Origin of the sequence: Streptomyces sp. Y20 (assembly GCF_043195475.1) — a bacterium.
GTDB lineage: Bacteria > Actinomycetota > Actinomycetes > Streptomycetales > Streptomycetaceae > Streptomyces.
Genome location: NZ_JBIDDP010000010.1, coordinates 42,051 through 64,524, shown reverse-complemented (window position 1 = coordinate 64,524; position 22,474 = coordinate 42,051). Strand labels below are relative to the sequence as shown.

20 protein-coding genes are annotated in these 22,474 nt (G+C 72.8%); 8 read left to right on the top strand and 12 right to left on the bottom strand.

Features of this window, described 5'->3' with window-relative positions; genetic code table 11:
• Positions 1-49: 49 nt before the first annotated feature.
• Both ACGFT1_RS24445 and ACGFT1_RS24440 read left to right on the top strand, forming a co-directional pair.
• Positions 50-1,828: a cation:proton antiporter gene (locus tag ACGFT1_RS24445; RefSeq protein ID WP_373911094.1), complete on the top strand. Its 1,779-nt coding sequence runs from the start codon at positions 50-52 to the stop codon at positions 1,826-1,828.
• Between the two features lie 498 nt (positions 1,829-2,326).
• Positions 2,327-3,169: a putative RNA methyltransferase gene (locus ACGFT1_RS24440; protein WP_373911093.1), complete on the top strand. Its 843-nt coding sequence runs from the start codon at positions 2,327-2,329 to the stop codon at positions 3,167-3,169.
• Between the two features lie 303 nt (positions 3,170-3,472).
• Here ACGFT1_RS24440 and ACGFT1_RS24435 read toward each other — a convergent pair whose 3' ends face one another.
• Positions 3,473-5,032, bottom strand: coding sequence for a GMC family oxidoreductase (locus ACGFT1_RS24435; RefSeq protein ID WP_373911092.1), 1,560 nt, complete (start codon positions 5,030-5,032; stop codon positions 3,473-3,475).
• Positions 5,033-5,555: 523 nt separating this feature from the next.
• On the opposite strand from ACGFT1_RS24435, the gene ACGFT1_RS24430 reads away from it, so the two are divergent.
• Entirely contained in the window at positions 5,556-7,064 is a 1,509-nt protein-coding gene (locus ACGFT1_RS24430) for a cryptochrome/photolyase family protein (protein WP_373911091.1), read from the top strand.
• A gap of 45 nt (positions 7,065-7,109) precedes the next feature.
• Here ACGFT1_RS24430 and ACGFT1_RS24425 read toward each other — a convergent pair whose 3' ends face one another.
• The 4 genes from ACGFT1_RS24425 to ACGFT1_RS24410 all read right to left on the bottom strand — a co-directional run bounded on the left by ACGFT1_RS24425 (position 7,110) and on the right by ACGFT1_RS24410 (position 10,047).
• A complete protein-coding gene (locus ACGFT1_RS24425; protein ID WP_373911090.1) occupies positions 7,110-7,532 on the bottom strand; it encodes a hypothetical protein in 423 nt (140 codons plus the stop codon).
• Between the two features lie 46 nt (positions 7,533-7,578).
• Complete coding sequence (locus tag ACGFT1_RS24420) at positions 7,579-7,959, bottom strand: protease inhibitor I42 family protein (protein WP_373911089.1); 381 nt, start codon at positions 7,957-7,959, stop codon at positions 7,579-7,581.
• Between the two features lie 121 nt (positions 7,960-8,080).
• Positions 8,081-9,664 carry a peptidoglycan-binding protein gene (locus ACGFT1_RS24415; RefSeq protein WP_373911088.1) on the bottom strand — a complete coding sequence of 528 codons (1,584 nt, stop codon included), beginning with the start codon at positions 9,662-9,664 and terminating at the stop codon, positions 8,081-8,083.
• A gap of 11 nt (positions 9,665-9,675) precedes the next feature.
• A complete protein-coding gene (locus tag ACGFT1_RS24410; protein ID WP_373911087.1) occupies positions 9,676-10,047 on the bottom strand; it encodes a hypothetical protein in 372 nt (123 codons plus the stop codon).
• Between the two features lie 373 nt (positions 10,048-10,420).
• On the opposite strand from ACGFT1_RS24410, the gene ACGFT1_RS24405 reads away from it, so the two are divergent.
• Positions 10,421-11,170, top strand: a complete 750-nt coding sequence (locus ACGFT1_RS24405; protein WP_373911086.1) for a DUF6585 family protein — start codon at positions 10,421-10,423, stop codon at positions 11,168-11,170.
• Between the two features lie 46 nt (positions 11,171-11,216).
• Here the strand turns inward: ACGFT1_RS24405 and ACGFT1_RS24400 are convergent, their stop codons facing one another.
• Complete coding sequence (locus tag ACGFT1_RS24400; protein WP_373911085.1) at positions 11,217-14,171, bottom strand: LuxR C-terminal-related transcriptional regulator; 2,955 nt, start codon at positions 14,169-14,171, stop codon at positions 11,217-11,219.
• Between the two features lie 173 nt (positions 14,172-14,344).
• Between ACGFT1_RS24400 and ACGFT1_RS24395 the strand changes: the two genes are divergently transcribed.
• Positions 14,345-15,427: a MerR family transcriptional regulator gene (locus ACGFT1_RS24395; RefSeq protein ID WP_373911084.1), complete on the top strand. Its 1,083-nt coding sequence runs from the start codon at positions 14,345-14,347 to the stop codon at positions 15,425-15,427.
• A 20-nt stretch (positions 15,428-15,447) separates the two neighbouring features.
• Here the strand turns inward: ACGFT1_RS24395 and ACGFT1_RS24390 are convergent, their stop codons facing one another.
• Positions 15,448-15,924, bottom strand: coding sequence for an ATP-binding protein (locus tag ACGFT1_RS24390; RefSeq protein ID WP_373911083.1), 477 nt, complete (start codon positions 15,922-15,924; stop codon positions 15,448-15,450).
• 205 nt (positions 15,925-16,129) lie between these two features.
• On the opposite strand from ACGFT1_RS24390, the gene ACGFT1_RS24385 reads away from it, so the two are divergent.
• Positions 16,130-16,411, top strand: a complete 282-nt coding sequence (locus ACGFT1_RS24385) for a hypothetical protein (protein WP_373911082.1) — start codon at positions 16,130-16,132, stop codon at positions 16,409-16,411.
• Positions 16,412-16,429: 18 nt separating this feature from the next.
• Here the strand turns inward: ACGFT1_RS24385 and ACGFT1_RS24380 are convergent, their stop codons facing one another.
• Both ACGFT1_RS24380 and ACGFT1_RS24375 read right to left on the bottom strand, forming a co-directional pair.
• A complete protein-coding gene (locus ACGFT1_RS24380; protein ID WP_373911081.1) occupies positions 16,430-16,672 on the bottom strand; it encodes a hypothetical protein in 243 nt (80 codons plus the stop codon).
• A 69-nt stretch (positions 16,673-16,741) separates the two neighbouring features.
• Positions 16,742-18,442, bottom strand: a complete 1,701-nt coding sequence (locus ACGFT1_RS24375; RefSeq protein WP_373911080.1) for an ATP-dependent DNA helicase RecQ — start codon at positions 18,440-18,442, stop codon at positions 16,742-16,744.
• A gap of 505 nt (positions 18,443-18,947) precedes the next feature.
• Between ACGFT1_RS24375 and ACGFT1_RS24370 the strand changes: the two genes are divergently transcribed.
• Both ACGFT1_RS24370 and ACGFT1_RS24365 read left to right on the top strand, forming a co-directional pair.
• Positions 18,948-19,676 (top strand): GAF and ANTAR domain-containing protein, encoded by a 729-nt coding sequence (locus ACGFT1_RS24370; RefSeq protein ID WP_373911079.1) that lies wholly within the window; start codon positions 18,948-18,950, stop codon positions 19,674-19,676.
• A gap of 111 nt (positions 19,677-19,787) precedes the next feature.
• On the top strand, positions 19,788-21,068 hold the full coding sequence (locus ACGFT1_RS24365; protein WP_373911078.1) for a PP2C family protein-serine/threonine phosphatase: 1,281 nt from the start codon (positions 19,788-19,790) through the stop codon (positions 21,066-21,068).
• Positions 21,069-21,090: 22 nt separating this feature from the next.
• Here the strand turns inward: ACGFT1_RS24365 and ACGFT1_RS24360 are convergent, their stop codons facing one another.
• The 3 genes from ACGFT1_RS24360 to ACGFT1_RS24350 are packed head-to-tail and all read right to left on the bottom strand — an operon-like array spanning position 21,091 to position 22,334.
• Entirely contained in the window at positions 21,091-21,879 is a 789-nt protein-coding gene (locus ACGFT1_RS24360) for an alpha/beta fold hydrolase (protein WP_373911077.1), read from the bottom strand.
• Positions 21,876-22,154, bottom strand: a complete 279-nt coding sequence (locus tag ACGFT1_RS24355) for a hypothetical protein (RefSeq protein ID WP_373911076.1) — start codon at positions 22,152-22,154, stop codon at positions 21,876-21,878. The genes ACGFT1_RS24360 and ACGFT1_RS24355 overlap by 4 nt, the downstream gene beginning before the upstream one ends.
• Positions 22,155-22,172: 18 nt before the next feature.
• The gene (locus ACGFT1_RS24350) at positions 22,173-22,334 is read right to left on the bottom strand and encodes a hypothetical protein (protein ID WP_373911075.1); all 162 of its coding nucleotides are present in this window, start codon (positions 22,332-22,334) and stop codon (positions 22,173-22,175) included.
• Positions 22,335-22,474 lie beyond the last annotated feature (140 nt).

The window sequence follows — 22,474 nt, the reverse complement described above, 5'->3', positions numbered from 1 at the left end:
CCGACAAGAGCACCGGCTCGTCCCGCCACCACACCTCGAAGGACCGCTTGTGACGACGAACCAGGTGCTCATCGGTGTGGGCCTGATCGTGGTCCTGGCCGTCGGATCGCAGCTCCTGGCCGGTCGCCTGCGCGTCCCCGCCCTCATCGTCCTGCTGCCGGTCGGCTTCGCCGCCGGCGCGCTGATCGACGACGTCGACCCCGAGCGGCTGCTGGGGGTGGCGTTCTCACCGCTGGTGTCGCTGGCCGTCGCCGTGATCCTCTACGACGCCGGCCTCGGACTGGACATGGCGAAGCTGAAGGGCCACACCCGACGCGTCGTCGTCCGGCTGATCTGGATCGGTGTCCTGATCACCGGGCTGCTCGGCACGCTCCTCGCCGCGCCGCTGCTGGGCATGTCCGGGCGGGCGGCCGTCATGACCGGCGCGATCCTCGTGGTCTCGGGGCCGACGGTGGTCGGACCGCTGCTCGGCTTCGTGCGACCCAAGGACCGACTCCAGCACATCCTGATCTGGGAAGGCTCCCTCATCGACCCGGTCGGCGGCGTCCTGGGGGCCTTGGTCTTCCACGCGGTCGTCGCGAGCTCGGGCCACCACCTCGGCAGTGGGACGGCGCAGTTCCTGGCCAGCGTAGGAGTAGGAGCGGCCGGAGGGGCCTTCGGAGCTGCCCTGCTGTGGGTGCTGTTCCGGGTGCTGCGGCCCGGCGAGGTCCTCGGCACCACGGCGCAGCTTGCCGCGGTCATCGGTGTGGCGGCGCTCTGCGACGTCCTGCGCGACGACACGGGACTCATCGCGGCCGTGGTGATGGGCCTGGCCCTGGCCAACCTTCCCATCACGGACGTACCCGCGCGTCGGCCGTTCTTCGAGACCCTGGTCAGCCTGATCCTCGGCCTGCTCTTCATCTCGATCTCGGCCACTGTCACCCCGCACTCGCTGCGCCACGTCTGGCTGCCCGCGCTCGGGCTCGCCGCCTTTCTGGTACTGGTCGTCAGGCCGCTGGTCGCGGTCGTGTCCACCCTCGGCACCGACCTGACACGCGGCGAGCGGGGCTTCATCGGCTGGATGGCACCGCGCGGCATCGTCGCGGCCGCCACCGCTTCGACGTTCGCGGCCGACCTGGTGGCCAAGGGGATCGGCGGTGCGTCGAAGATCCTTCCGGCCACCTTCGTGGTCATCGTCGCGACCGTGACGCTCTACGGCCTGACCGCCGCGCTCGTCGCCCGGCGCCTGGGCGTCGTGCGCCCGTCCCGCTCACGGCCCCTGCTGGTCGGCGGCGACCCCTGGGTGGTCGACCTGGGCGTGGTCCTGAAGTCAGCCGGCCTTGAGGTGCTGATGTGGGCAGGTGAGGAAGAACAGCGCGAACGTGTCCGGCAGGCCGGGATCGAACTCGCGCCCGGTGAGCTGCTGGGCGCCGCCACGGGTGGGGCCGCCGAGCTGGAGGGCATCACGGCGGTGTACTTCCTCACCGCCGAGGACGACTTCAACGCACTGGCGGCGGTCCTTCTGCGAGGCAGCGTGGAGGGTGCGGTCCACCGCCTCAACGCACCGGCCGACAGCCACGGCGTGGTGGCGCCGTTCATCGGCGGCGAGGTTCTGTTCGGCCCGGATCTGACCTGGCCGGCCATCGCCCGCAGGTACGCGGAGGGGGCAGCCGTTCTCGGGCAGCCCGCCCGGGACGCTCTACCGCCGAGCAGCGATCTGCTGTTCCTCGTGCGCCGGGACGGCCGCCTCGATCCGGTCACTGGAGGCAGTGCACCACTGCCCCGGCCGGGGGACACGGTCGTCCTGCTGGCCCCGGGCGCACGGGGTACCGAGAGCCCTCGTGAGTGATGAAGAGAATGCTGCGACAGCGGCGAACCACGCGCAGGCGAGGCACCCCGCCGGGGCTGGGCGCCGCCACGGGATCAGGCGGTCGGCAACCGACCCCGACAACTACGCACGCGCCCGCGACGGGTTGCTCCCCGTCCTGCGCGGCCACAAGATCTTCAAGGCTTCCTTGAGCCTGATGCGGGCACTGGAGCACGTCTCAGTCGACGGGGAGACGAACGCGGCCGACGATCGGAACTCCTGGTCGGTCGATATGGGCCGGCAGCTGACAGGGCAGGGCGGCTGTCAGCACTTGCGGGCATGGGTGAGGCCACATGCTCGGCAATTGCTACGGAATTGCCGGAGAATTCGGCCAGTTGTTATGTCGTACGCGTCAATGAGGTTCGTCGGCTGCGGCTTCGCGTCGCGGGGATTCTTCGGCACCACACCGGGCGACTGCCGGTCAGGGAGCCTGCGTTAAGGTTGGCCGGTCTGCCGCCTCGCCCCGACGAACGGTGCCTCATGCTCAACAGGATCGTGCGATACCTCGCTTGCCCTCACTGCGGCGCCTCGCTGGCGATGGGCGACCGTGCACTTTCCTGCCCCTCCAGACACTCCTTTGACATCGCAAAGCAGGGCTATGTGAATCTGCTTCCCGGGGCGACCAAGCTGCGCGCGGACACAAAAGAAATGGTGGAGGCCCGTGACGCATTCCTGTCGGCGGGACACTACGCCCCCGTGATGGATGCGCTGGTCGATCTGGCGCGGCGGACGGCTGATCCGGCCGTGCCCGGCTGTGTCGCCGACATCGGTGGTGGAACGGGGCACTACCACGCCAAGGTCATGAACGCGTTCCCCGATGCCGAAGGCCTGCTGCTGGACATTTCCAAATACGCCGTACGACGTGCCGCCAAGGCCCATCCGCGGATCGCGGCCGCCGTTACCGACGCCTGGCAGACGCTTCCGTTGCAGAACGGCGCCGCTGCCATGGTGATCAACACGTTCGCTCCCCGCAACGGTCCTGAACTGCATCGGATCCTCCATCCCCGTGGCGTCCTCCTCGTCGTCACTCCCCTGCCTGACCACCTGCAGGAACTGATCGGCGCCCTCGGCCTCATGCACGTGGACCAGGCCAAGGATTCGCGTCTCGCGGAGCAGCTCGCCCCGCACTTCTCGGCCGTCGCCACGGAGCGGCTGACCCGGACCATGGCGCTCGACCATCAGGCTCTGGCCGATCTGGTCGGTATGGGGCCCAATGCCTGGCACAGTCATGCGCAGGAGGACTACGAGACGATCCAGCGGTTGCCGACGCCGGCCCAGGTCACGCTTTCCGTGCGGCTCTCCGCCTACCGGTTGTCGGCGTAGCGGCCCGGGTCCGCGGACCGTCGGCCGGCCGGCGGGGGCCGACCGGAAACTCGACGACGCCGACGCCATCGCCTCTTACGGGGATCCGCGGCTGAAGTCCTCCCAGGCGCTGGCCACCTACCTGGCCACGGTCCCCGCGGGCGTGGAGCGGCTCGGGTGGAAGCTGCGCACACTCGGCGTGGTCCGCGAGGAGCTGGCCCGGCTCGGTCCTCGTGCACCACCCGGAGGGCGGCCACGTCCACTTGCGCGTACGGTCTCCTTCGTCGCCGGGCGGCATCCACCCGGTGGCCGGCAGGGGGGTCGTCATCGCCCTGCTCCCTTGACGAGGTCGGCCGCCTTCTCCGCGGCCATGATCGTGGGCGCGTTGGTGTTCCCGCGCGTCACCGCCGGGAAGACCGAGGCGTCGACGACCCGCAGGCCCGCCACGTCGAGTACCCGCAGCTCCGGGTCGACCACCGTGCCGATGGCACAGGTCGACGTCGGGTGGTACAGCGTCTGCCCGGAACGCTGCGCCCAGGCGAGCAGGTCCGCGTCCGAGTGCGTGGCCGGCGCGTCGCCGTACACTCCCGTGACCAGATCCGTCACCGCCGGTTGCGCGGCGATCTCCAGGGCGATCCGGAGACCGGCGACGATGACGTCCCGGTCCGCAGCGGTCGTGAGGTAGTTGTGCACGATCCGGGGCGCGACGTCCGGGCGCGAGGAGCGCAGGGACACGGCGCCGCGGCTGGTCGGGGCGAGCACGCACGGGCCGAAGGCGAAGCCGTGCTCGGTGACCGGGCCGAGCCCCTCCTGGTGGAAGAGCACGGGGGCCGCGTGGAACTGCAGGTCCGCGGCGTCCAGGCCGTCGCGGCTGCGGAAGAAGCCGCCGGTCTCGCCGATGTTGGAGGTCAGCGGGCCGCGCCCCTCGTCCTGCAGCAGCGCGGCGTTCTTTGGACTTGCCGCGCTGATCAGCGACTCGACGTCGGTGCGGAAGTTCAGCAGCGTCATGTAGTGGTCCTGCAGGCCCTCGCCGACCGGCAGATCGCGCACGACGTCGATACCGAACGCGCCCAGGGTGGCGGCGGGCCCGATCCCGGACAGCATCAACAGCTTCGGGGACTCGTAGGTGCCCGCGGACAGGATGACCTCGCGCTCGGCGCGGACGACCTCGACGGTGCCGCCCCGCTCCACCGCCACGCCCCTCGCACGGCCGCCCTCGATCACCACACGGTGCGCGCGGGCCGAGGAGAGCACGGTGAGGTTCGGGCGTTCGAGCACGGGGTGCAGATAGGCGACCGCAGCGCTGCAGCGCATGCCGCCGCGCTGCGTCAGCTGGTAGCGCCCGACACCGAACTGCGTCTCACCGTTGAAGTCGTCGTTCGCCTTGTGCCCGGCCTGCACCGCGGCCTGCACGAAGGCCGCGGAGAGGGGGTGCTCGGACCGGCCGTCGCTGACCGTCAGCGGTCCCCCCACGCCGTGGAAGGCGTCTTCGCCGCGCTCGTTGTCCTCGGCACGCCGGAAGTACGGCAGCACCTCGTCGTAGGACCAGCCCGTGGCCCCGGCCGCTGCCCAGCCGTCGTAGTCGGCGCGGCTGCCCCGGATGTAGATCATCGCGTTCATCGAGCTGGAGCCGCCGAACATCCTGCCCCGGGGCAGGTAGGCCCGCCGCCCGCCGAGCCCGGGCTCCGGGTCGGTGTCGAGGTCCCAGTCGAGGCCGGACTTGAACAGCTGGGGGAACGCGGCCGGAACGTGCACTTCCTGCGCGGAGTCCGGGCCGCCCGCCTCGATCAACGCGACCCGGGCCTCCGGGTCCTCCGACAGGCGTGCCGCCAGCACACAGCCCGCCGATCCCGCGCCGACGATGACATAGTCGTACACGCTCATTCCAAGTCCTCTGCTCGAAACGCACTGCTGGAGAAGACACAACCGAAAGGACGTGTCTCTGGAAAGGCGCTTTCACGCCCTCGCCGGACGGAGAGCGCGGGTGAGGAAGGGGAGCCGATCGGCCTGGCGTCCGCGTCGTCAGGGGACTGTGGGAGGACCTCACCGAACAGCTGCCGCAGCGGCCCGGCCGGCCCGGGCACCCGCGCCGGCCGGATCCTCGGCCCTGTGCCCGAGGCAAGCGGTACGACCCGGACGGAGCACATGTGCGGCGCCGGGTGGCGGAACCGGCGGACGTGAGGGTGACGTCGTGCACGAGCCGTGGAAACGTCCCGCACAGGAGCGCTCGACCACCGGACACCCCGAGCCGGTGGCGTCCTGTCCCCGGCGGAGGGCCCGGACCGCTGCCGGCGCGCCCGGGCGCTTCCGAGGAATCCGGCGGAAGGACGTCCGCCGGGCCGCCGCCCCACGCGCGACAGCTCGTACGCGCACGCCGTTCCTGCCTCGCACGGAAGGTGCCCCTGCCATGACCACCCCGCACTGGATCTTCGGCGACCAGCTCGGCCCGCACTTCCTCACGCCGGCCGGCGAGGACGGGCCCGACCCTGGGGCGCCCGTGGTGATGATCGAAGCCAGGTCGGTCTTCCGGCGGCGGCGCTACCACCGCGCCAAGGCACACCTGGTGCTGTCCGCGATGCGGCACCGCGCGGCGGAACTGGGTGGACGGGTGACGTACGTCCGGGCCGAGACCTACCGCGAGGGGCTGCGCCGCGCGGCGGGCGGTGCGTCGGTCACGGTGTGCCATCCCACCTCCCACGCGGCGCTCCGGCTGGTGCGCTCACTGCCCCGGGTACGGGTGCTGCCCGCCCGCGGCTTCCTGGTAGCGCGCGAGGAGTTCGCCGGCTGGGCCGAGGGGCGCGGTGGGCGACGGCTGCTCCAGGAGGACTTCTACCGCTGGGTGCGCCAGGAGCACGACCTGCTGATGGAGGGCGGCCGCCCGGCCGGCGGCCGGTTCAACCACGACCACGCCAACCGCGAGCCCCCGCCGAGCGGCACCCGGGAGCTGGGCGTGCCGGGCCCGTACGTGGCGCGGGAGGACGACATCGACGCCGGGGTGCGCGACGACCTCGACCGGTGGGAACGTGAGGACGGGGTGCGGTTCGTCGGCCGCGACGGGCCCCGCCGCTTCCCCGCCACGCGACGGGAGGCGCTGTCGGCCCTGCGCCGTTTCGTGGACCGCCGGCTGGCGTCCTTCGGGCCGTACGAGGACGCGATGCTCACCGGTGATCCGGTGATGAGCCACAGTCTGCTGTCGTGTTCGCTGAACCTCGGGCTGCTGCACCCGGCGGAGTGCGTGGAGCGGGCCGAGCGGGCCTGGCGGAAGGGCGCCGTCCCGGTGAACAGCGCGGAGGGCTTCGTCCGGCAGGTCGCGGGCTGGCGGGAGTACGTCTGGCAGCTGTACTGGCACTTCGGCGAGGACTACCGGCACGGCAACGCGCTCGGCCACACGGAGGAGCTGCCGGAGTACTTCACCGAGCTGGACGCGGACGCGGTCACCGCGAAATGCCTGGCCACCGTGCTCGCCCAGGTGCGCGACACCGGGTGGACGCATCACATCCCCCGGCTGATGGTGCTGGGCAGCCACGCCCTGCAGCGCGGCTGGGACCCGGCCGCGGTGACCGACTGGTTCCACCGCTGCTTCGTAGACGGCTACGACTGGGTGATGGTGCCGAACGTGGTGGGCATGTCCCAGTACGCGGACGGCGGCCGGATGACCACCAAGCCGTACACCTCGGGCGGCGCGTACATCCACCGCATGAGCGACCTGTGCGACGGCTGCGCCTACCGGCCCACCGAGCGCACAGGTCCGCACGCGTGCCCCTACACCGCCGGCTACTGGGCCTTCCTGCACCGGCACCGCATGCTGCTGTCCGGCACCCCCCGCATGCGGCGCGCGGTACAGGGCCTGGATCGGCTCGCAGACCTGGAGGAGGTGCTCCGGCAGGAGCACCGGCGCGCGTCGGAGGTGCCGTGAGGGAGCGGCTCCTGGTGGTCCGGGCGGCGCGGGTACTCGGATCGGCTACTCGGGTGACGCACTCCGGCCCCGCGCCCGGTTCAGCCGCTTCAGTTCGATGATGGTCGCGACGGCGTGCAGCCAGGTGGCCGCGGCGTCGTCGGCGGGGATTCCGCCCGCGAGTTGGGTGCCGGCCCGCAGCCACTCCCGTATGAGGACGGCCGCCTCCCGGCGGGGCAGGGGCTCGGGCAGCTCCGCCGCGCGGGCGAGTCCGCCGGCGCGCACGGTCTCGGCGAGGAAGGCGACCGAGCGGGGCTGGGTGCCGAGGCGGTCCAGGATGACGGCCGCGGCCGCGGCGCCGTCGCCGAACAGGGCGGTGCGCCGGGCGCCGGGCTCGGCGGTGAGGCCGTACCGCAGCAGGACGGTGATGTCGAGCCGGGCCAGCTCGTCGTCCGTGCGGTCCGGCGGGTACGGGGTGTCGTCGTTCATGGCGGGGCCTCGGGTGTCTCGTCTCATCTGACTGGTCCGCCGCGGCTCAGTCGACGGTGACGGTGTAGGTGATGCGCTCGGGGGCCCGGGAGGGGGTGGCCGGCCTCGTGGCCGGGGTGGCGGAGGGTCCGGTCGTCTCGGGGGGCCGGGTGGAGGTGTTGCCCTGGCAGGTGGTGAACGTGCAGTGCAGCAGCGTGAACCGGGTGGTTCCCTTGCGCTTGGCCTCGAAGGTGAAGGTGAGCCGGCCGCCGGCACCGTCCACCGGTTCTTCGCCGGACTCCGACGTGTAGTGCCGGCCGCGGCTGACCAGCACCGAGCTGTCGGGCTCGGGGCCGATCAGGTACCAGTACTCGCGGGTGGAGGCGTTCTGGTCGACGGTGAGCGTGAAGCGTTCGCCCGGCTCGGCGGTGATGCTGGTGTCCTTCACCGGGTGGCTCGTCGGGCGGATCGCGGTGCTCCGGGAGCCGCCCGCCGGTTCGTCGGTGCCCGGGCCGCAGCCCGTGGTCAGAGCGAGGAGCGCGGTCGCCGCGATCGCGGCACCGCCCCTGCTACCGCGGAAGATAGACGCTGTACGCGTTGGGGAGATCACTGGTGGAAGCCTTGCCCATGTGGCCGTTGATGAAGTCGTCCTCGCTGACCCAGGTGGTCGAGCCCCAGGGGTTGTACACCTGAAGCTTGTCACCCTCCTGGGCGATGATGGTCATCGCGTGGGCGCCCTCCTTGCCCGAGACGTCGACCGGCACCGGCCGCCCCTGCGCCACCGCCTTCTCGACGTCGGTGAGGACGGCCCTGCGGTCGGCGGCGCTGTTGAGGTCCTGGCGCTCGTAGTCGCTGCCGGTGGCGCTGCCGACGGTGGTGTCGTTGATCCGTTCCTGCCCCTCGGGTCCCATGCCGCCCCAGTGCTCGCCACCGTGGCCTTCGGTGTGCAGCCGGTGCTGTTCGGCCACCAGGCGCTGCTTGAAGGCGTCGGGGTCGTCCTGCTGCCCGTCGGGGCCGCCGGTGAGGCCGAGCGCGTACAGGGGGTCGACCATGGCGCGGGAGGTGACGGTGGACGAGGCCACGCAGGTGCCCTCGTGGCCGTCGCCGCCCTGGATCCACCGCTGGCCGTCGAACGTGACGTAGTCCTTGTTGTTGTTCGAGCCGTCCGGCGCCAGGCCCTCGTCGTCCATGCTGTCCGCGGCGGTGACCACCGGAGTGAGGTGCCGGCGCAGCCAGTCGGGGTCCTTGCCGTGGATCTTGTTCTGGAAGGTGCCGATCTCGGCGACGCTGTGGCCGGCGGCCAGGGCCTTCATCAGGTAGGCCCGCTCCTGCGGGGTGTCCGACGTGGCCAGCATCCGCTCCATGGCCGTCTCGTCGTCGAGGCTCAGCAGGTCCATACGTGTCGACGCGCGCGCCAGGTCGCCGGCCGTGAGGATCTCGTTCAGCTCGGTGTCGGCGCCCGCGACGCCGGTGTCGGCCAGCATCAGCTTGTCGACGGCGGTGAGTTCGCTGGTCCCCATCTTCCCGGCCCGTGCCTCGGCGGCCCACTTGTTCAGGTCCCGGGCCGCGACGCGGGTGGCCTCCTGGGCGTCGGAGACGGCGGCGTGCATCAGGCCGACCGCGTAGGAGCCGAAGTGGGCGGCGTTCTTGCGGTCCCACTCCTCCTCGTCGTTCTCGTGCAGGTCGTCGAAGAAACCGTCCCTGCCGCCGAGCGTCTTCTTCTGCTCCAGCAGTTGTCCGCGGCCCTGCTCGTCCTTGCGCTGCGCGGCGCCGATCGCGTCGGCCAGCGTCAGCAGCACCGTCGCGCATCCCTGGAACGCCTCGCTCATCCGGGTCACGGACCGCCCGGCGGCGTTCACCGCGTCGGAGGCGAGGACGCTCGTGTCGCCGACCCACACCTCCGGAAGACCCTTGCGGGCCACCCGGTCGACCTGGTCGAAGACGCCGCCGACATGGCCGACCTGGCCGCGGTAGAGGCCTGCCAGGCCCTCCAGCACGCCCTGGTCGCCCCCCGGTTCGGGCACCGAGAGGGCGTCGTCGATCAGGTCGAGGAGGTCGTTCTTGCTCCCGGCACCGAGCATCTTCTCGGACAGCCCGGCGAGCCACGCGAGGCGCAAGGAAGGGGAGTCGAGGGGAGAGGAGAAGAAGGACACCGGCTTGTTCCTCAGTAGCTCGACAGGACCGAGGCACGCCCGCCCTGCGCCGACGTGCCGGTGAGGCTGCTCGCGCCGCCGGCGGGAACGCTGTCCGCGCGCGCCTTCACCCCGCCGTCGGTGCCGTGGTAGGTCTTCTTGGCCAACTGCACCTTGCCGCCCAGCTCGTGCAGCGCCGACGCCAGTGTCCTGGCCTCCGCCTCCCACGCGTCGACGAACGCGTTCAGCGCCGACGCGGCGTCCTCGCCGCCCGCATCGCCGTAGGAGTAACTCGCGCGGGACCTGACGGCCGAGCTGACGCCGTCCATGTCCGTCCCGGCGTCGTCGAGTTGCCGGGCCTGGCCGGTCATACCTGCCTTGACCTGGTAGCCGTCCGAGCCCACCGTGCCTCCCCCGTACGCGATCGATCGTGACCGCGGGCAGGCTAACACGCACTGTATGTACGAAAGGATCACCGGTCGCCGGCCCCACACCTCCTCCACATCATCCGCCGCACGGCCTGCCCGGGCGCTCGTCCCGGCCCGGGTGATCGGCTGCGACTCACGCGGGAGTACGGCGTGCACGAACCGACGCCGCGTCCCGGTCGGCCCGATGGCCGGCGTCCGCGGCCGCACCGGGCCGGGGGCGGACGGAGTTGACGTACACAGGCGGTAACCGGCCCGACCGGGTCGGCCGGTGACCGGTGCGGAAGGTACGTAACCGATGTACGTAGATCCACGGTTGCCAGGTGTGCACGCGGCTCGGAGGCTCGTCCTCATGACTCCACTCACCCCCGCGTCGCCCGAGGTCGCCGACCTGGCCGCCCGCCATCGACTGGGGACGCTCCAGGGCGTGTTCGCGCCGAAGCGCCTGCGTCGGACGGTGTTCGCCGCCCATGTCTTCAACTGCTGCATGCTCCTGCCGTTCTTCCTCGTCCCCGGGCTGCTGTACTACTGGTTCCGGATGCGCCGCTTCCCCGACTTCAGCCGGAAGCGGGCCGCCCAGCGGCTGCACCTGTTCGAGGAGGGGCTGGTCGTGCACCCGCCGTCCGGCGGCGAGCCGGTCGTCCTGCGCTGGGACTCCCTGCGCCTCCAGCAGGAGATCGTCCAGCTGATCGTCAACGGCCACCCCGCGCCGACCAAGTACATCTACTCGGCGAGCTCCCCCGGCCAGGGATCGGTGCGGATCACGGAGTTCTACGAGGATCCCGACGTCTGGGGCCCCTGGATGCAGGACGCGGTGGAGCGCGCGCAGCGAGCGGCTGTGCTGGAGACGCTCCGCGAGGGCGGCACGGTCCCGTTCGGACCGCTCTCGCTGTCCCGCACGGCCGTGTGCGTGCCCGGGAAGGGCAACCTGCCCTGGCCGAAGGTCCGGGAGGTCCGTGCCGCGGGCGGCCTGGTCGGCATCATGACCACCGACTCGGCGGGCGGCCCCGTCCGCTGGTCCAATCACCTGGCCAGGGACATCACGAACCTCCAGCTGTTCCTGGTGGTCGCCCACGGCCTGCACGAGGGGTCCGCCGCGTGACGCCTCCGCCGGACTTCTGTGGTTTCCGTAGCCGGAGAGCGGCCGCTCAGAGGATCGGCCGGTGCGCCGTTCGGCCGAGGGCGCGCGGCAGCGCCGCCCGGGAGGGGATGTCGAGCTTGCGGTAGATACGGCCGAGGTGGGTTTCGACCGTCCTGGTGCTGACGAAGAGCTGCTCCGCGATCTCCTTCGTGCGTCTGCCCCCTGCCGCCAGCTCAGCGATCTCCCGTTCCCGCTCGGTGAGAAGGGCCATCGTCGCCCGGGTGGTCGCGTCCTGCGCCCTCGCGACCGCCGTACCGGTGGCGGCGCGGGACGCCGGCAGCAGGGTCCTGACCCTGGCCGCCTCCTCGCGGATCCGCTGGGCGCCACAGGCCCGAGCGGCCTTTCCCGCCGTATCCAGCCACTCCAGCGCCTGCTGGGTGCCCTGGGCCGCGTGGACCGAAGGCGCCCCGGTCACCAGGGTCCAGGCGTGTTCCACCGGCAGCCCCGCGCGACGGAACGACTCCGCGGCCTCGTGGAACATCGCCGCCGCCAGGCGGTGTTCGCCCTCGGCGGCGTGGAGCGCGGCCCGGGCTCTGCGCACATGCTGCTGTTGCAGCGGCAGCCCCAGCCGCTCGGCCACGGCCTCCCCCGTCCTGACCCAGTCGCGTGCGGCGCCGACGTCCGCGCAACGCAGGGCCGCGAGGGAGGCGAGGGCCACAAGAGAGGGCTGCCAGGCCCGCGGCAGCCGCTGGAGCTGCGGGCCGCCCTCCTCGACGAGGGTGCGCAGGCAACCTGCCGGGTCCCCGCCGAGGAGCTGGGTGTGGGCGCGCAGGCCGACCGCCACGGCTGCCCGCCAGCCCCGCTTGCGCAGGGCGAGGGAGAACCCCTCCTCGGCGAGTTCGAGCAGCCTGTCGGTGTCCCGCCGCGGGCGTGTCCACAGCAGCCCCGTCGCCCGAAGGAGCATGGCGACCCCGGCTGCTTCGTCGGCCCCGCTCATCCGGGCGAGCAGCTCGGCCTCCCCGGCGCGGCGGCAGAGCGGCTCCAGCCGCCCGGTCAGCTGGTCGAGATGGCACAGGGCCACCAGCTGGTTGATCCGGATGAACCTCCGGGTGGCACCGGTGGTCGCCTGCAGTCCTCGTTCCAGATGCCGGTAGGCGTCGTGGAACCGCTCCTGGAACAACTCCGCGCAGCCGAGCATCGCCAGGACGTCGGGCATGGTGACGGCAGCGGCGTCCGGCAGGGCGTCCACGATCCGCGCGCACTCGGTGACCTCGGCGACGGCCTCGGGCAGCAGCCCGAGCTGGGTGTCGCCGAGGGCGCCCAGGGCCCGCAGGTACGGCACCGCCGGGCCGACGGCTCCGGCGGCCTCCGCCGCCTCGCGGACCAGGTCACGTGCCTCGCCGTAGGCACCCCGGAACAACTGCACCCGCCCGTACGTGGTGATCAGTTCGGCCGCCGGTGCCGGCAGCGGAACCGGCAGTGGGCGTGGTACGAGGTCGAGCGCCGTCCGGACCACTGCCTCGGCCTCCTGGTGCCGGCCCAGCAACCGCTCCAGCTCCCCGCAGACGGCGTAGGCGCTCAGCCGCAGGTCGTCGGAGAGATCCGACTGGTGACGGAGCAGGTCGTGCACCAGGGAACGGGCTTCCTGCAGGCGGCCTACGGCACTGAGGGCCCGGCAGTGGTCGAGCACCAGGACGACCCGGGGGGCGCTGGTCCGGTCCCCGGCCGGCAGGTGGTCCAGCGCCAGGCGCAGCCAGCGGGCAGCGACGGCCGGGGACCGGGCCATCACCTCCGCCGCGCCCTCGACCAGGACCCGCCGCGCCTGAGCCCCGCCCGCGCCCACCAGGTGCTCCGCCTGCCGGGCACGTCGGAGCGCCGACGCTCCGCGTGTGGTGAGCAGCTCCAGGGCCCGCCTGTGGGCGGTGACGCGCAGGGACGGCGTGGCGTGTTCCAGGGCGACGTGGCCGAGCACCGGGTGCCGGAAGACGTAGCCGCCGCCCCGGGCCGGCGGCCGTATCAAGTCCGCTTCGACGAGTTCGGTGAACGCTGCGAGGGTCCGGTCCAGGCCGAGACCGGAGACCGCGGCGATGTCGTCCGGCAGGAAGGGCTCGCCGAGAACGGCGGCGACCTGGACCGTGTGTGCGGCGTCAGCGGAGAGGGAGTCCAGCTCGGTGACGACGGAGACGGCCTCCCGGAGCATGCCGTCCCGGTCCGGACCGGCACTCAGCGGCCACTCGTCCGGGTCCCACCGCGCGGCGACCAGGATCCGCAGCATCCTCGGGTTGCCGCCGGAAGCGGCGTGCAACTGCTCGGCGTACGTGCCGTCGACCACGGGTGCCGGGGAGGCGCGCCACTCGGTGTACGCGTGGTCGCGCGCCGGGTGGGAGAGCGCGTGCGGGAAGGCGGTGGCAGTGTGAGACCCCCCGTGGCCGAGCAGGGCGGAGATCGCCGGGAGGTCCAGGGAGGCCGGGGCCAGGCGGATGACCGAGCCGGTCTCGACTCCGCGTTCGAGTGCTCCTCTCAGTGCCGGGCCGGACTGCCGCGGGCGGTGGGCCAGCGCCAGGACGAACGGGCCGGGCGGGGGTGTCCGCACGAGCTGCGCGATCAGTCCGGCGGACCGCTCGTCGCACAGGTGCACGTCGTCGAGGACGAGCACGCCGCCGCGCCGCGCCGCCCAGTGCCTCAGTACGCTCCGCACCTCGGCATCCGCGCCCGCGCCGAACTCCCGGGCGATCGGTGCGTCCCGCACCTCCAGGGCGTCCAGCACCTCTGCGACGACCTGGCCGGGTCGTGTCGCGCCGTGCGCGGCGTGGGCTCGCGCCACCGCCGCGCCTGCTGCTGCTGCCCGCCCGGCGAGCAGGCCGAGCAGGGTGGTCTTGCCGCTCCCGGGCTCACCGGTGACCTCAAGGACCGCTCCCCGGCCGTCGGTCAGATCCTGTACGACGGCGGACAGGCACTCGATCTGCGTGTGTCTGCCGACGACGACGCCGCCGCTCTCCTGGGCCGCGTCCTTGGGAGGCAAGTGGTCCTCTCCCTTCCCATGGAGTGCGCACGAGCCAGGGCGCCCTCTGTCGCCGACTCGGATAGTAGGCCATCGCCCGGGCCGGCTTGCGGCCCGCGAGAAGGACGAGGGCGGCGGCGGAGGTTGACCCTCGACCTTGTCGAGGGCTCAGGGTTCGGGGTGTGGAGAACGACATGCGCAGCATCGGGGAGATGGCCCGGGACGGCGGACTGAGCGTGAGCGCGCTGCGGTTCTACGACCGGGCCGGTGTGCTGGTCCCCGCCTGGGTGGACCCGGCCAGCGGCTACCGCTGGTACGAGCCCGGGCAGCTGGACGAGGCCCGGCTGCTCGCCTGCCTGCGCCGGGCCGGCATGCCCCTGGCGGACATCCGGCTCGTCCTGGCCGGCTGGGCCGGCACGGACACGGACCTGGTGCGCGGTCTTCTCGAGGCCCACCTGCGCCGTCTCGAACGGGGACTGTCCGGCGCCCGCGGCGAGTTCTCCACGCTCCGAGCCCTACTCGACCACCGGGAGAACCCCATGACCTCGCTCCGCGCCACCACCGTACGGCTGTCCGTCCCGGCGCCGGAACTGGCCGCCGCGCTGGACGCGGTCCGCTTCGCGGCCGGTACCGGCACCCAGCTGCCGATGCTCCGCGGGATCCTGTTCGACATCGAGGGCGGCGAACTGCACCTCGTGGCCACCGATCGGTACCGGATGGCTGTCGCGCGGGCACGCACCACGGGGCACGGCGTTCCCCGTACACAGGTCGTCGTGCCTCTTCCCCTCGCCGACGCGATGCGGGCGCTGCTCACCGGCGAGGAGCCCGTCCAGCTCACGGTGGACGGCGACCGCGTGTCGCTGGAGAGCGGGGACCGGCAGACGGCCGGCCAGAGCCTCGGCCGCGAGTTCCCCGACTACCGCCGCCTCGTCCAGCTGCCGGCCGGACGCCGGGCCCCCATCGACACGGCGGCCTTCCGGGAGGCCCTGGAGACCGGTCCGGTCCGCGCGAGCGAGACCCGTGAGCAGGACGGCGAGCGTCACGACCTCAGTGTGCTCCGGGTGGCGGACGACGGGTCCGTGCTCGTGTGCGACGACGGTGACGACGACAGGGACGATGTCGCCGTCGACCGCGAGTTCCTGCTGCACGCGCTGACCGCCGGAGCCAGGGACCGACTCGTCCTGGAACTGCGTGCCCCCACCGCACCCCTGGCGATCCGCCGACCCGACGACGAGACCGCCTTCTCCCTCCTGATGCCGGTCCGTCAGGAGGGCTGAATCCCTCGTGCGGGGCTCCGCTACATCATCCGGCGGCCCGCCGCGCCCCCGTCCGGATCGTCCGCCAGCGTCACCGTCGCCGTGACGCGTTTGCCCATCGGCTCGCGGTGGACGGCGAAGCTCTGGCTGACCGCCATCACGATCTCCAGTCCGTGCTGGCCGATGCGGCCCGGGTCGGGCGCCAGGACCGCCGGGAGCGTCGGGTCGCTGTCCCACACGCTCACCTGGACCGCGCCGTCCTCGACCGTCAGCGTCAGCAGGCAGGGCCCGGGGGCGTACTTGCGGGCGTTGGTCACCAGCTCGCTCACCACCAGCTGCACCATGCCCATGACGCGGCCGGACACGGGCAGCCCGTGCACGGCCTGCACGTCGGACAGGAAGGAGCGGGCCAGGTCGCGTGCCGCGGCGATGCCCTCGTCCCCTTCGAAGGCAGCGGACACCGACCCGACGGCATCCTGCCGTGACCGCCGGCCTTCACCGTCCTCGGACAGGTGCATACAGTCGCCTCACTTCCGAAGCGTCTCTCGTCATCGAGCCGATTACCCTGAGAACGTCAACTCGTCCCCCGACCTCTCACGCGATCCGGCGCGTGCTGGTTGCACCGACCGTATCGGTACGTGCGTCCGCGCGGTCACTCGCCTCTCGCCGGCGCCGGGTTTCCGGGCCGCCGTGGCGACGGAACCGCGAGCGAGGAGGAGCATCGTGCCGCCACCGGACGAAGTGCCGTTCGAAGAGCTGCTCGCCTTCGACACCGGTGACCTCGAGGACTGGGACGAGGGGCGGGCGCTGGCCGCCCTCGGCGGGAGACACGGTGCTCTGTACCGCAACCATCTGCTCATCGCCCTGCGTCTGGACGCGTGGGCGGAGGCGGAGAGCCGGCGCACGGACACCGACGCGCGCTACCGGGCCGGATACACGCGGGCGCTCCAGGACATGGCCGCCTTCCTGCGGCAGACCTATTACCTCCCCGAAGGCCCGGACTGACCGTCGGACCGGGAGGACCTAGGCGGACGGTCCGCCGTCCTCGGCGTCCCGGTCCCGCTCGGGTCGGTCCTCGGCCTCGACGCCCTCCAGGGGCTTGCCCGCCGTCGTACCGCGTTCCGTCCGGTAGCCCTCCTCGGCACTGGCCGTGCCCGGCACCACCCGCTCCCGTGCCTGGCTCTCCGAGCCCGAGTGCGCTCCGGGCTCCTCCGGGCTGCGCGCCCGGTCGAAGCGGTCCTCGCGATGATCGTTCCGGTCGGTCATGTTCCTCACTCCCCTCTGCGCCGGGTTGCCGCCGGGTTCCCTGGGGCGGGCGCCGGAAACAGCCGTGCGTCAGCCGGCGGAGCGGTCCTCGCCCGGCCTGCGCACCACCGTGAGCAGGTCGTCGCGCCCGGCCACCGCCTCCAGCGCGAGCGTGCGGTACCCGGCCTGGTCGAACAGCACCGTGATGCGGTCCTGGTCCTCGCTGAGCACGGTGCCGTCACCCCACTGCCCGTGCCGTACCTCCGTGCCGACGGGGTAGGACGCCGCCGCGGGGTGAGCGGGCCGCTCCTGCCCCTGCCCGGCGTCCTCGTCGTCGCAGATGTCGCAGTTCCCGCACGGGGCCGTGTAGTCCTCACCGAAGTAGCCGAGCAGGAAGTCCCGTCTGCAACCGGTCGTCTCGGCGTACGCACGGGCCATCTCGACCCGCGTGCGGTCGGTCAGGCGATGCGCCTGCGCGGTCCGCGCGGCCCGCTCGGCCGCCTGGCCGGGAGACAGGTCGGGGGCCGGGAGGACCTCGCCCTCCTCCCCCGTGGTGACGGCTTCGGCCTCCTCCAGCAGGTTCACCGCAGCGGTGACCCGGTTCCGGGACAGGCCGGTGTCCTTGTGCAGCTCGTCCAGGTCGGCGGGGTCCTCGCCGCGGTCATGGACGGCGTCGGCCACCTCGGACAGGACGTCGTGGCTCGGGGAGCGACCGGCGAAGTAGGTCTGCATACCCGTGTCCTGCGGCCGGTAGTGCAGTACGGCGAGGGACGGGCGGCCGTCCCGGCCGCCGCGGCCGATCTCCTGGTAGTAGGCGTCCAGGGACCCGGGCAGCGAGGCGTGGACCACGAACCGTACGTCCTCCTTGTCGATCCCCATGCCGAACGCCGAGGTCGCCACGACGACGTCCGCGGCGCCGGAGAGGAAGGCGTCGTGGACACGGGCGCGTTCGGCGGCCCGCAGCCCGGCGTGGTAGGCCTCGGCGGCCAGGCCCAGCGAGGCCAGTTCCGCGGCGTAGTACTCGCTGTCCTTGCGGGTCGCGGCGTAGACGATGCCCGGCTTGGGTTCGGCGGCGGCCCGCTCCACCACGGCCCGGCGCCGGTCGTCGTCGTCGAGGAAGCGGCGGACCTCCAGCCGGATGTTCGGCCGGTCGAAGCCGGTCACCAGCTGCCGCGGCCGGCGCATGCCGAGCCGCTCGGCGATCTCCTTGCGCACCGGCGGCGCGGCGGTGGCGGTCAGCGCGAGCAGAGGCGGCCTGCCCACCCGGCGTACCGCCTGTTCCAGGCGCAGGTAGTCGGGGCGGAAGTCGTGGCCCCACGACGACACGCACTGCGCTTCGTCGACCACGAACAGGGCCGGTTCCACCTCCGCCAGCCGCTCCGCCACCTCGTCCTTGGCCAGTTGCTCCGGCGACAGGTACAGCAGGCGCGCCTCGCCCCCGCGCACCGCTTCCCAGGCGGCTTCCGTCCCGGCCGCACCGAGATCGGAGTTCAGCGCGACCGCGCCGGGGCCGTGGCCGCCCTCCGGCAGGCCGGCGATCTGGTCCCGCTGGAGGGCCAGCAGCGGCGACACGACCACGACCGGCCCGGACAGCATCAGGGCGGGCACCTGGTAGACGGCGGACTTGCCGGACCCGGTCGGCATGACGACGAGGGCGTCCGCGCCGTCCAGCACCCACTGCATGGCGGTGAGCTGCTCGGGCAACAGGGTGTCCCAGCCGAACACGTCGGCGGCGATCTCCCTCAGGCGCGCCGCCCGGTCCTGCTCCGTCCGCGGCTCCTTCCCTGCCATGACCCACTCCCTCACCGCTCGGTGCGGACGCGGTGTGTCGCGCCCGTCGCGCCGACCTGGGTACCCGCCGGGCCGGCCGCGATACCGGCTGGACCGGGCCCGTACGGCGGTCAGGTCGCCGGAGGTGTGCCGCTCGGCGGAGGAGACGTCCCGAAGGGGCCTGCCCCGGGGCGCGGCACGGCGCGCTTCCGTCCCGCACGCCGGTGCCGTACGGCCGTCGCGGCACCCCGGCAGCGCACGGCCGTCGCGGCGCCCCGACCAGCGCACGGCCGTGCCGGCGCCGGGCCTCCGTTCCGCCGACCGTCCAGCTGACCGGGAAAGAACGCCCCCGGCGGGGAGATCGCGGGGAATGCGGGGATACTGGGGGTTGGCAGGGCCGTCACTTCCGTTCCCCAGGGGCGGGCCGGCCGGTTTCGCCGGAGTTTCTCTTCGGGGCTGGATCCCCGTGGTCCCGGCGGCGCACAGGATGCCGACCCTCGGGCACGGCCCGGAAGGACGCAGCATCATGACCGAACAGCCGTCTGTGCTCCCCGACCTCACCTCCCTCCTCTTGAGCACCGACTCCGTGGAACGGTTCCTCCAGGCACTCGCGGACCGGGCGCCGGGCCTGGCGCCCGCCGCCCAGGGCGTCGGGATCACCCTGCAACGGCAGGGCCGGCCGCTGACGGTGGTCAGCTCCGGTGTCGGCGCCTCCGACCTGGACGAGGCCCAGTACGGGCAGGACGACGGGCCCTGTCTCCACGCGCTGCGCACCGGCGAGGAGGTGGAAGTGGCGGACATGCTGGACGAGGAACGCTGGGGTCCGTATCCGGCCTACGCCGCCGCCTGCGGGACCCGCTCGTCGCTCTCCCTGCCGATCGCCGCCCACACCCACACGGCCGGTGCGCTCAACCTGTACTCGCCGAAGGTGCTCGGTTTCGCGGACGCGGATGTCGCCGGTCTGCGCGCGCTCGCCGCGCAGGCCACCGGAGCCATCGCGCTCGCGCAGCGCATCGCCGACGCGCAGCAGTACGCCGACGATCTGCGCACCGCGATGGAGTCCCGCGCCGTCATCGACCAGGCGATCGGGGTGATCATGGGCCAGCGGCGGTGCCGGGCCGAGGAGGCGTTCGACCTGCTGCGTACGGCTTCGCAGCGCCGCAACATCAAGCTCCGTGACCTGTGCGGGGAGTTGCTCGCCGGCATCGGCGGCGGTCCGCCGTCGGACGGGCGCCCGCTGCGCCCCCGGCCCTGAGCGGTTCGCCGTCCGCGCGCGCCACCGAGTTGCCGGGCCGGCCGGGGGCGAAAGGTACAAGTGGCGGGATGCAGTGACATGGGGACGGATGGGACGCAAGGGAGGTGTGCCATGACGGGGCGGGACCGAGCGGTGCGGTGCATGCTGGCGGGACTGCTGGCCGAGAGCCATGTGCTCTCGTTCGAACGCCTGCCGTCACGGGTCGCGGAGCACGCCGCGACGGCCGGTTTCTCCGAAGTGCTCATCTACCTGGGAGATCTACGGCGCGACGTTCTGCGGCTGCTCACCGGCAAGGGGCTGGACGCCCACGCCGGCGCACCCGAGGGCAAGGCGGAGCTGTCCGTGGAGGGGACCGTCGCCGGGCGTGCCTTCCAGTACGGGTGCGTGGTGCCCGCCGCCGACACCGGTGGCGGCCTCCGGGCATGGTGGGTGCCGCTCCTGGACGGCACCGAACGCCTCGGCGTACTGCACGCGGCCTGCGCCGAGGACGGGGAGGGCCTCCGCGAGGACATGCTGGCGCTGGCCTCCCTGGTGGCGATGCTGGTGGTCGGCAGCCGGGACACCAGTGACTCCTACGCCCGCCTGACCCGCATCCAGCCCATGAACGTCGCCGCGGAGATGCAGTGGACGCTGATGCCGCCCCGCACCTACACCGACAGCCGGGTGGTCGTCGGCGCCGTGATGGAGCCCGCGTACGAGGTCAGCGGGGACGCCTACGACTACGCCACCGCCGCCGACGTCCTCCATCTGTCGATCTTCGACGCCATGGGCCACGACACCTCGGCCGGTCTCACCGCCGCCCTCGCCATGGGCGCCTGCCGCAACCACCGCAGGCAGGGAACGGACCTGGGTGATCTCGGCGACGCCATCGAGGGGGTGCTGGTCGAACAGTTCGGCCGGACCCGTTTCGTCACCGGCGTCCTCGCCGACCTCGACACCTCCACCGGCGTGCTGACCTGGGTCAACCGCGGCCACCATCCGCCCGTGCTGATCCGGGACGGACGCTGGACCACCCTTCTGCGGTGTCCGCCGGCGCATCCCATGGGGACCGATCTGCGGCTGCCCACCAAGATCTGCCGCGAACAGCTCCAGCCCGGTGACCGGCTCGTCCTGTACACCGACGGCATCACCGAAGCCCAGGTGACCGGCGGTGAGGAGTTCGGACTCGCCCGCTTCGTCGACATCCTGGTCCGCCATCACATCGACGGCCTGTCCGTCCCGGAGACCCTGCGCCGCCTCATCCAGACGCATCTGCACCACAGCCGGCTGCGGGACGACGCCACCATCGTGGTGTGCCAATGGCTCGGTCCCCGGGTCGATGCCACGGCCGACACAGCGGCGCTGGCCGGGGTGCCCGACGGCATGACCGCCGCCTGGCCCGGCAACCGGTGAGCGCGGCGGGCCCGCGCCGGGTTCACGGCGGCGCGCCGGCATCTCCGGCCCCCTCGTCCCGCCCTCCCTCGCGGAGCAGGCCGAGGGTGATGCGGGCGAGGGCCTCCGGTGCGGAGAAGTTCAGGGCGTGCCCGGCTCCCGGTACCGTGACCAGACGGCCGTGGGGAAGCAGTGCGGTGACCTCCCTGGCCCACGCCTGCGGCACGACCGGGTCCCGCGCCCCGCGGGCCACCACCACGGGCGTGCGCAGCCGGTGCAGCTTGTGTTCCACGGGGTCGCGCAGCGCGTACCGGCACGTGTGCAGGGCGCGGCGCACGCCGCACTCGGCGTAGCTCATGAGCAGCGGCGGCCCGAGTGACGGCCGCTCCCACGGGACGTCCCGCAGCAGCCGGACCCCCTGGGTCCACAGTGAGCGGGCGCGAGGGTCGAAGGTCGGCCCGTTGAGCACCACGGGCCCCACCAGCTCCGGCGCGTGCACGGCGAGGTCGACGACGATCTGACAGCCGATCGAGTTGGCCACGAGGGTCGTCGGCCCCCGGCCGGTGGCGCGGAGCCAGTCGGCCAGTGCGAGCGAGAGCTGCCGCACGTCGAGGGCGTGGTCCGGACCGCGGGTGCGGCCGAAGCCGGGCAGGTCCACGGCGACGGTCCTGGCCCGCGGCGCGAGGGCCCGGGCGAACGGCAGCCAGTAGCGGTAGGAGCAGCCGAGGCCGTGGACGCACACCACCTCGGGGGCGTCGCAGGGGCCGAGCGCGGCCGAGTGGACGCGGGTGCCGGCGGCGGTCGTGAACTCCTGGCTGTCCCAGCGGCTCAACGGGTCCGGCCCCGGCGCGCGAGACCCGCCGCCGCGCCGGTCGGCGGGGTGGCGGTGGCCGGCCGGCGGACCGCGGTGCGGCGGCGTCCACCCCCGTCGCGGACCGCTTCGGTGGTCGCCGCGTCCGCGCCGTCCTGCTCCGGCGACCGGCAGGCCTCGCGTACGGGCAGTCCGCGCTGCTCGGCGCCCGGCTCGTCGCGGTGGGCCGGGCCGGAGTACACGGTGGCGTACGGTCCGGGGCGGTCGAAGAGCGGATGCGGGAAAGGCAGGTGCACGCTTCCTCCTCGTGGCGCTTACTTCTCCTCGAAGTCGTCGGGGCTGATCCCCGCCTCCTCCAGTGCTTCCTCGACCGTGCGGCCGGTCGCGCCCTCGGCGGGCCGGTCGGTGGCGTCCGTGTCCTTGAGGACCTCGTCGGTCGACTCGGTCTTCGGCCGGTTCTCCTCGGGAACGGTCATGACGACTCCTTTTCTGTACGACGGCACGGGATCGACTTGCCTCGCTTTCACCCTGTAAACACCAGTTTGAGTAGGCGCTTCCACAGGAGTGGGGAGGTTCAGGCGATGATCGCCGCCCGGGTCCCCCGCGGGTCCCGGGG

What these genes read in the sequence shown, in the direction of transcription:
- ACGFT1_RS24440 (WP_373911093.1), top strand. Translation starts at nt 2,327, where the DNA reads ATGCTCAACAGGATCGTGCGATACCTCGCTTGCCCTCACTGCGGCGCC.
- ACGFT1_RS24380 (WP_373911081.1), bottom strand. Translation starts at nt 16,672, where the DNA reads ATGACCGACCGGAACGATCATCGCGAGGACCGCTTCGACCGGGCGCGC.
- ACGFT1_RS24435 (WP_373911092.1), bottom strand. Translation starts at nt 5,032, where the DNA reads ATGAGCGTGTACGACTATGTCATCGTCGGCGCGGGATCGGCGGGCTGT.
- ACGFT1_RS24405 (WP_373911086.1), top strand. Translation starts at nt 10,421, where the DNA reads ATGACTCCACTCACCCCCGCGTCGCCCGAGGTCGCCGACCTGGCCGCC.
- ACGFT1_RS24425 (WP_373911090.1), bottom strand. Translation starts at nt 7,532, where the DNA reads ATGAACGACGACACCCCGTACCCGCCGGACCGCACGGACGACGAGCTG.
- ACGFT1_RS24365 (WP_373911078.1), top strand. Translation starts at nt 19,788, where the DNA reads ATGACGGGGCGGGACCGAGCGGTGCGGTGCATGCTGGCGGGACTGCTG.
- ACGFT1_RS24390 (WP_373911083.1), bottom strand. Translation starts at nt 15,924, where the DNA reads ATGCACCTGTCCGAGGACGGTGAAGGCCGGCGGTCACGGCAGGATGCC.
- ACGFT1_RS24350 (WP_373911075.1), bottom strand. Translation starts at nt 22,334, where the DNA reads ATGACCGTTCCCGAGGAGAACCGGCCGAAGACCGAGTCGACCGACGAG.
- ACGFT1_RS24430 (WP_373911091.1), top strand. Translation starts at nt 5,556, where the DNA reads ATGACCACCCCGCACTGGATCTTCGGCGACCAGCTCGGCCCGCACTTC.
- ACGFT1_RS24370 (WP_373911079.1), top strand. Translation starts at nt 18,948, where the DNA reads ATGACCGAACAGCCGTCTGTGCTCCCCGACCTCACCTCCCTCCTCTTG.
- ACGFT1_RS24395 (WP_373911084.1), top strand. Translation starts at nt 14,345, where the DNA reads ATGCGCAGCATCGGGGAGATGGCCCGGGACGGCGGACTGAGCGTGAGC.
- ACGFT1_RS24375 (WP_373911080.1), bottom strand. Translation starts at nt 18,442, where the DNA reads ATGGCAGGGAAGGAGCCGCGGACGGAGCAGGACCGGGCGGCGCGCCTG.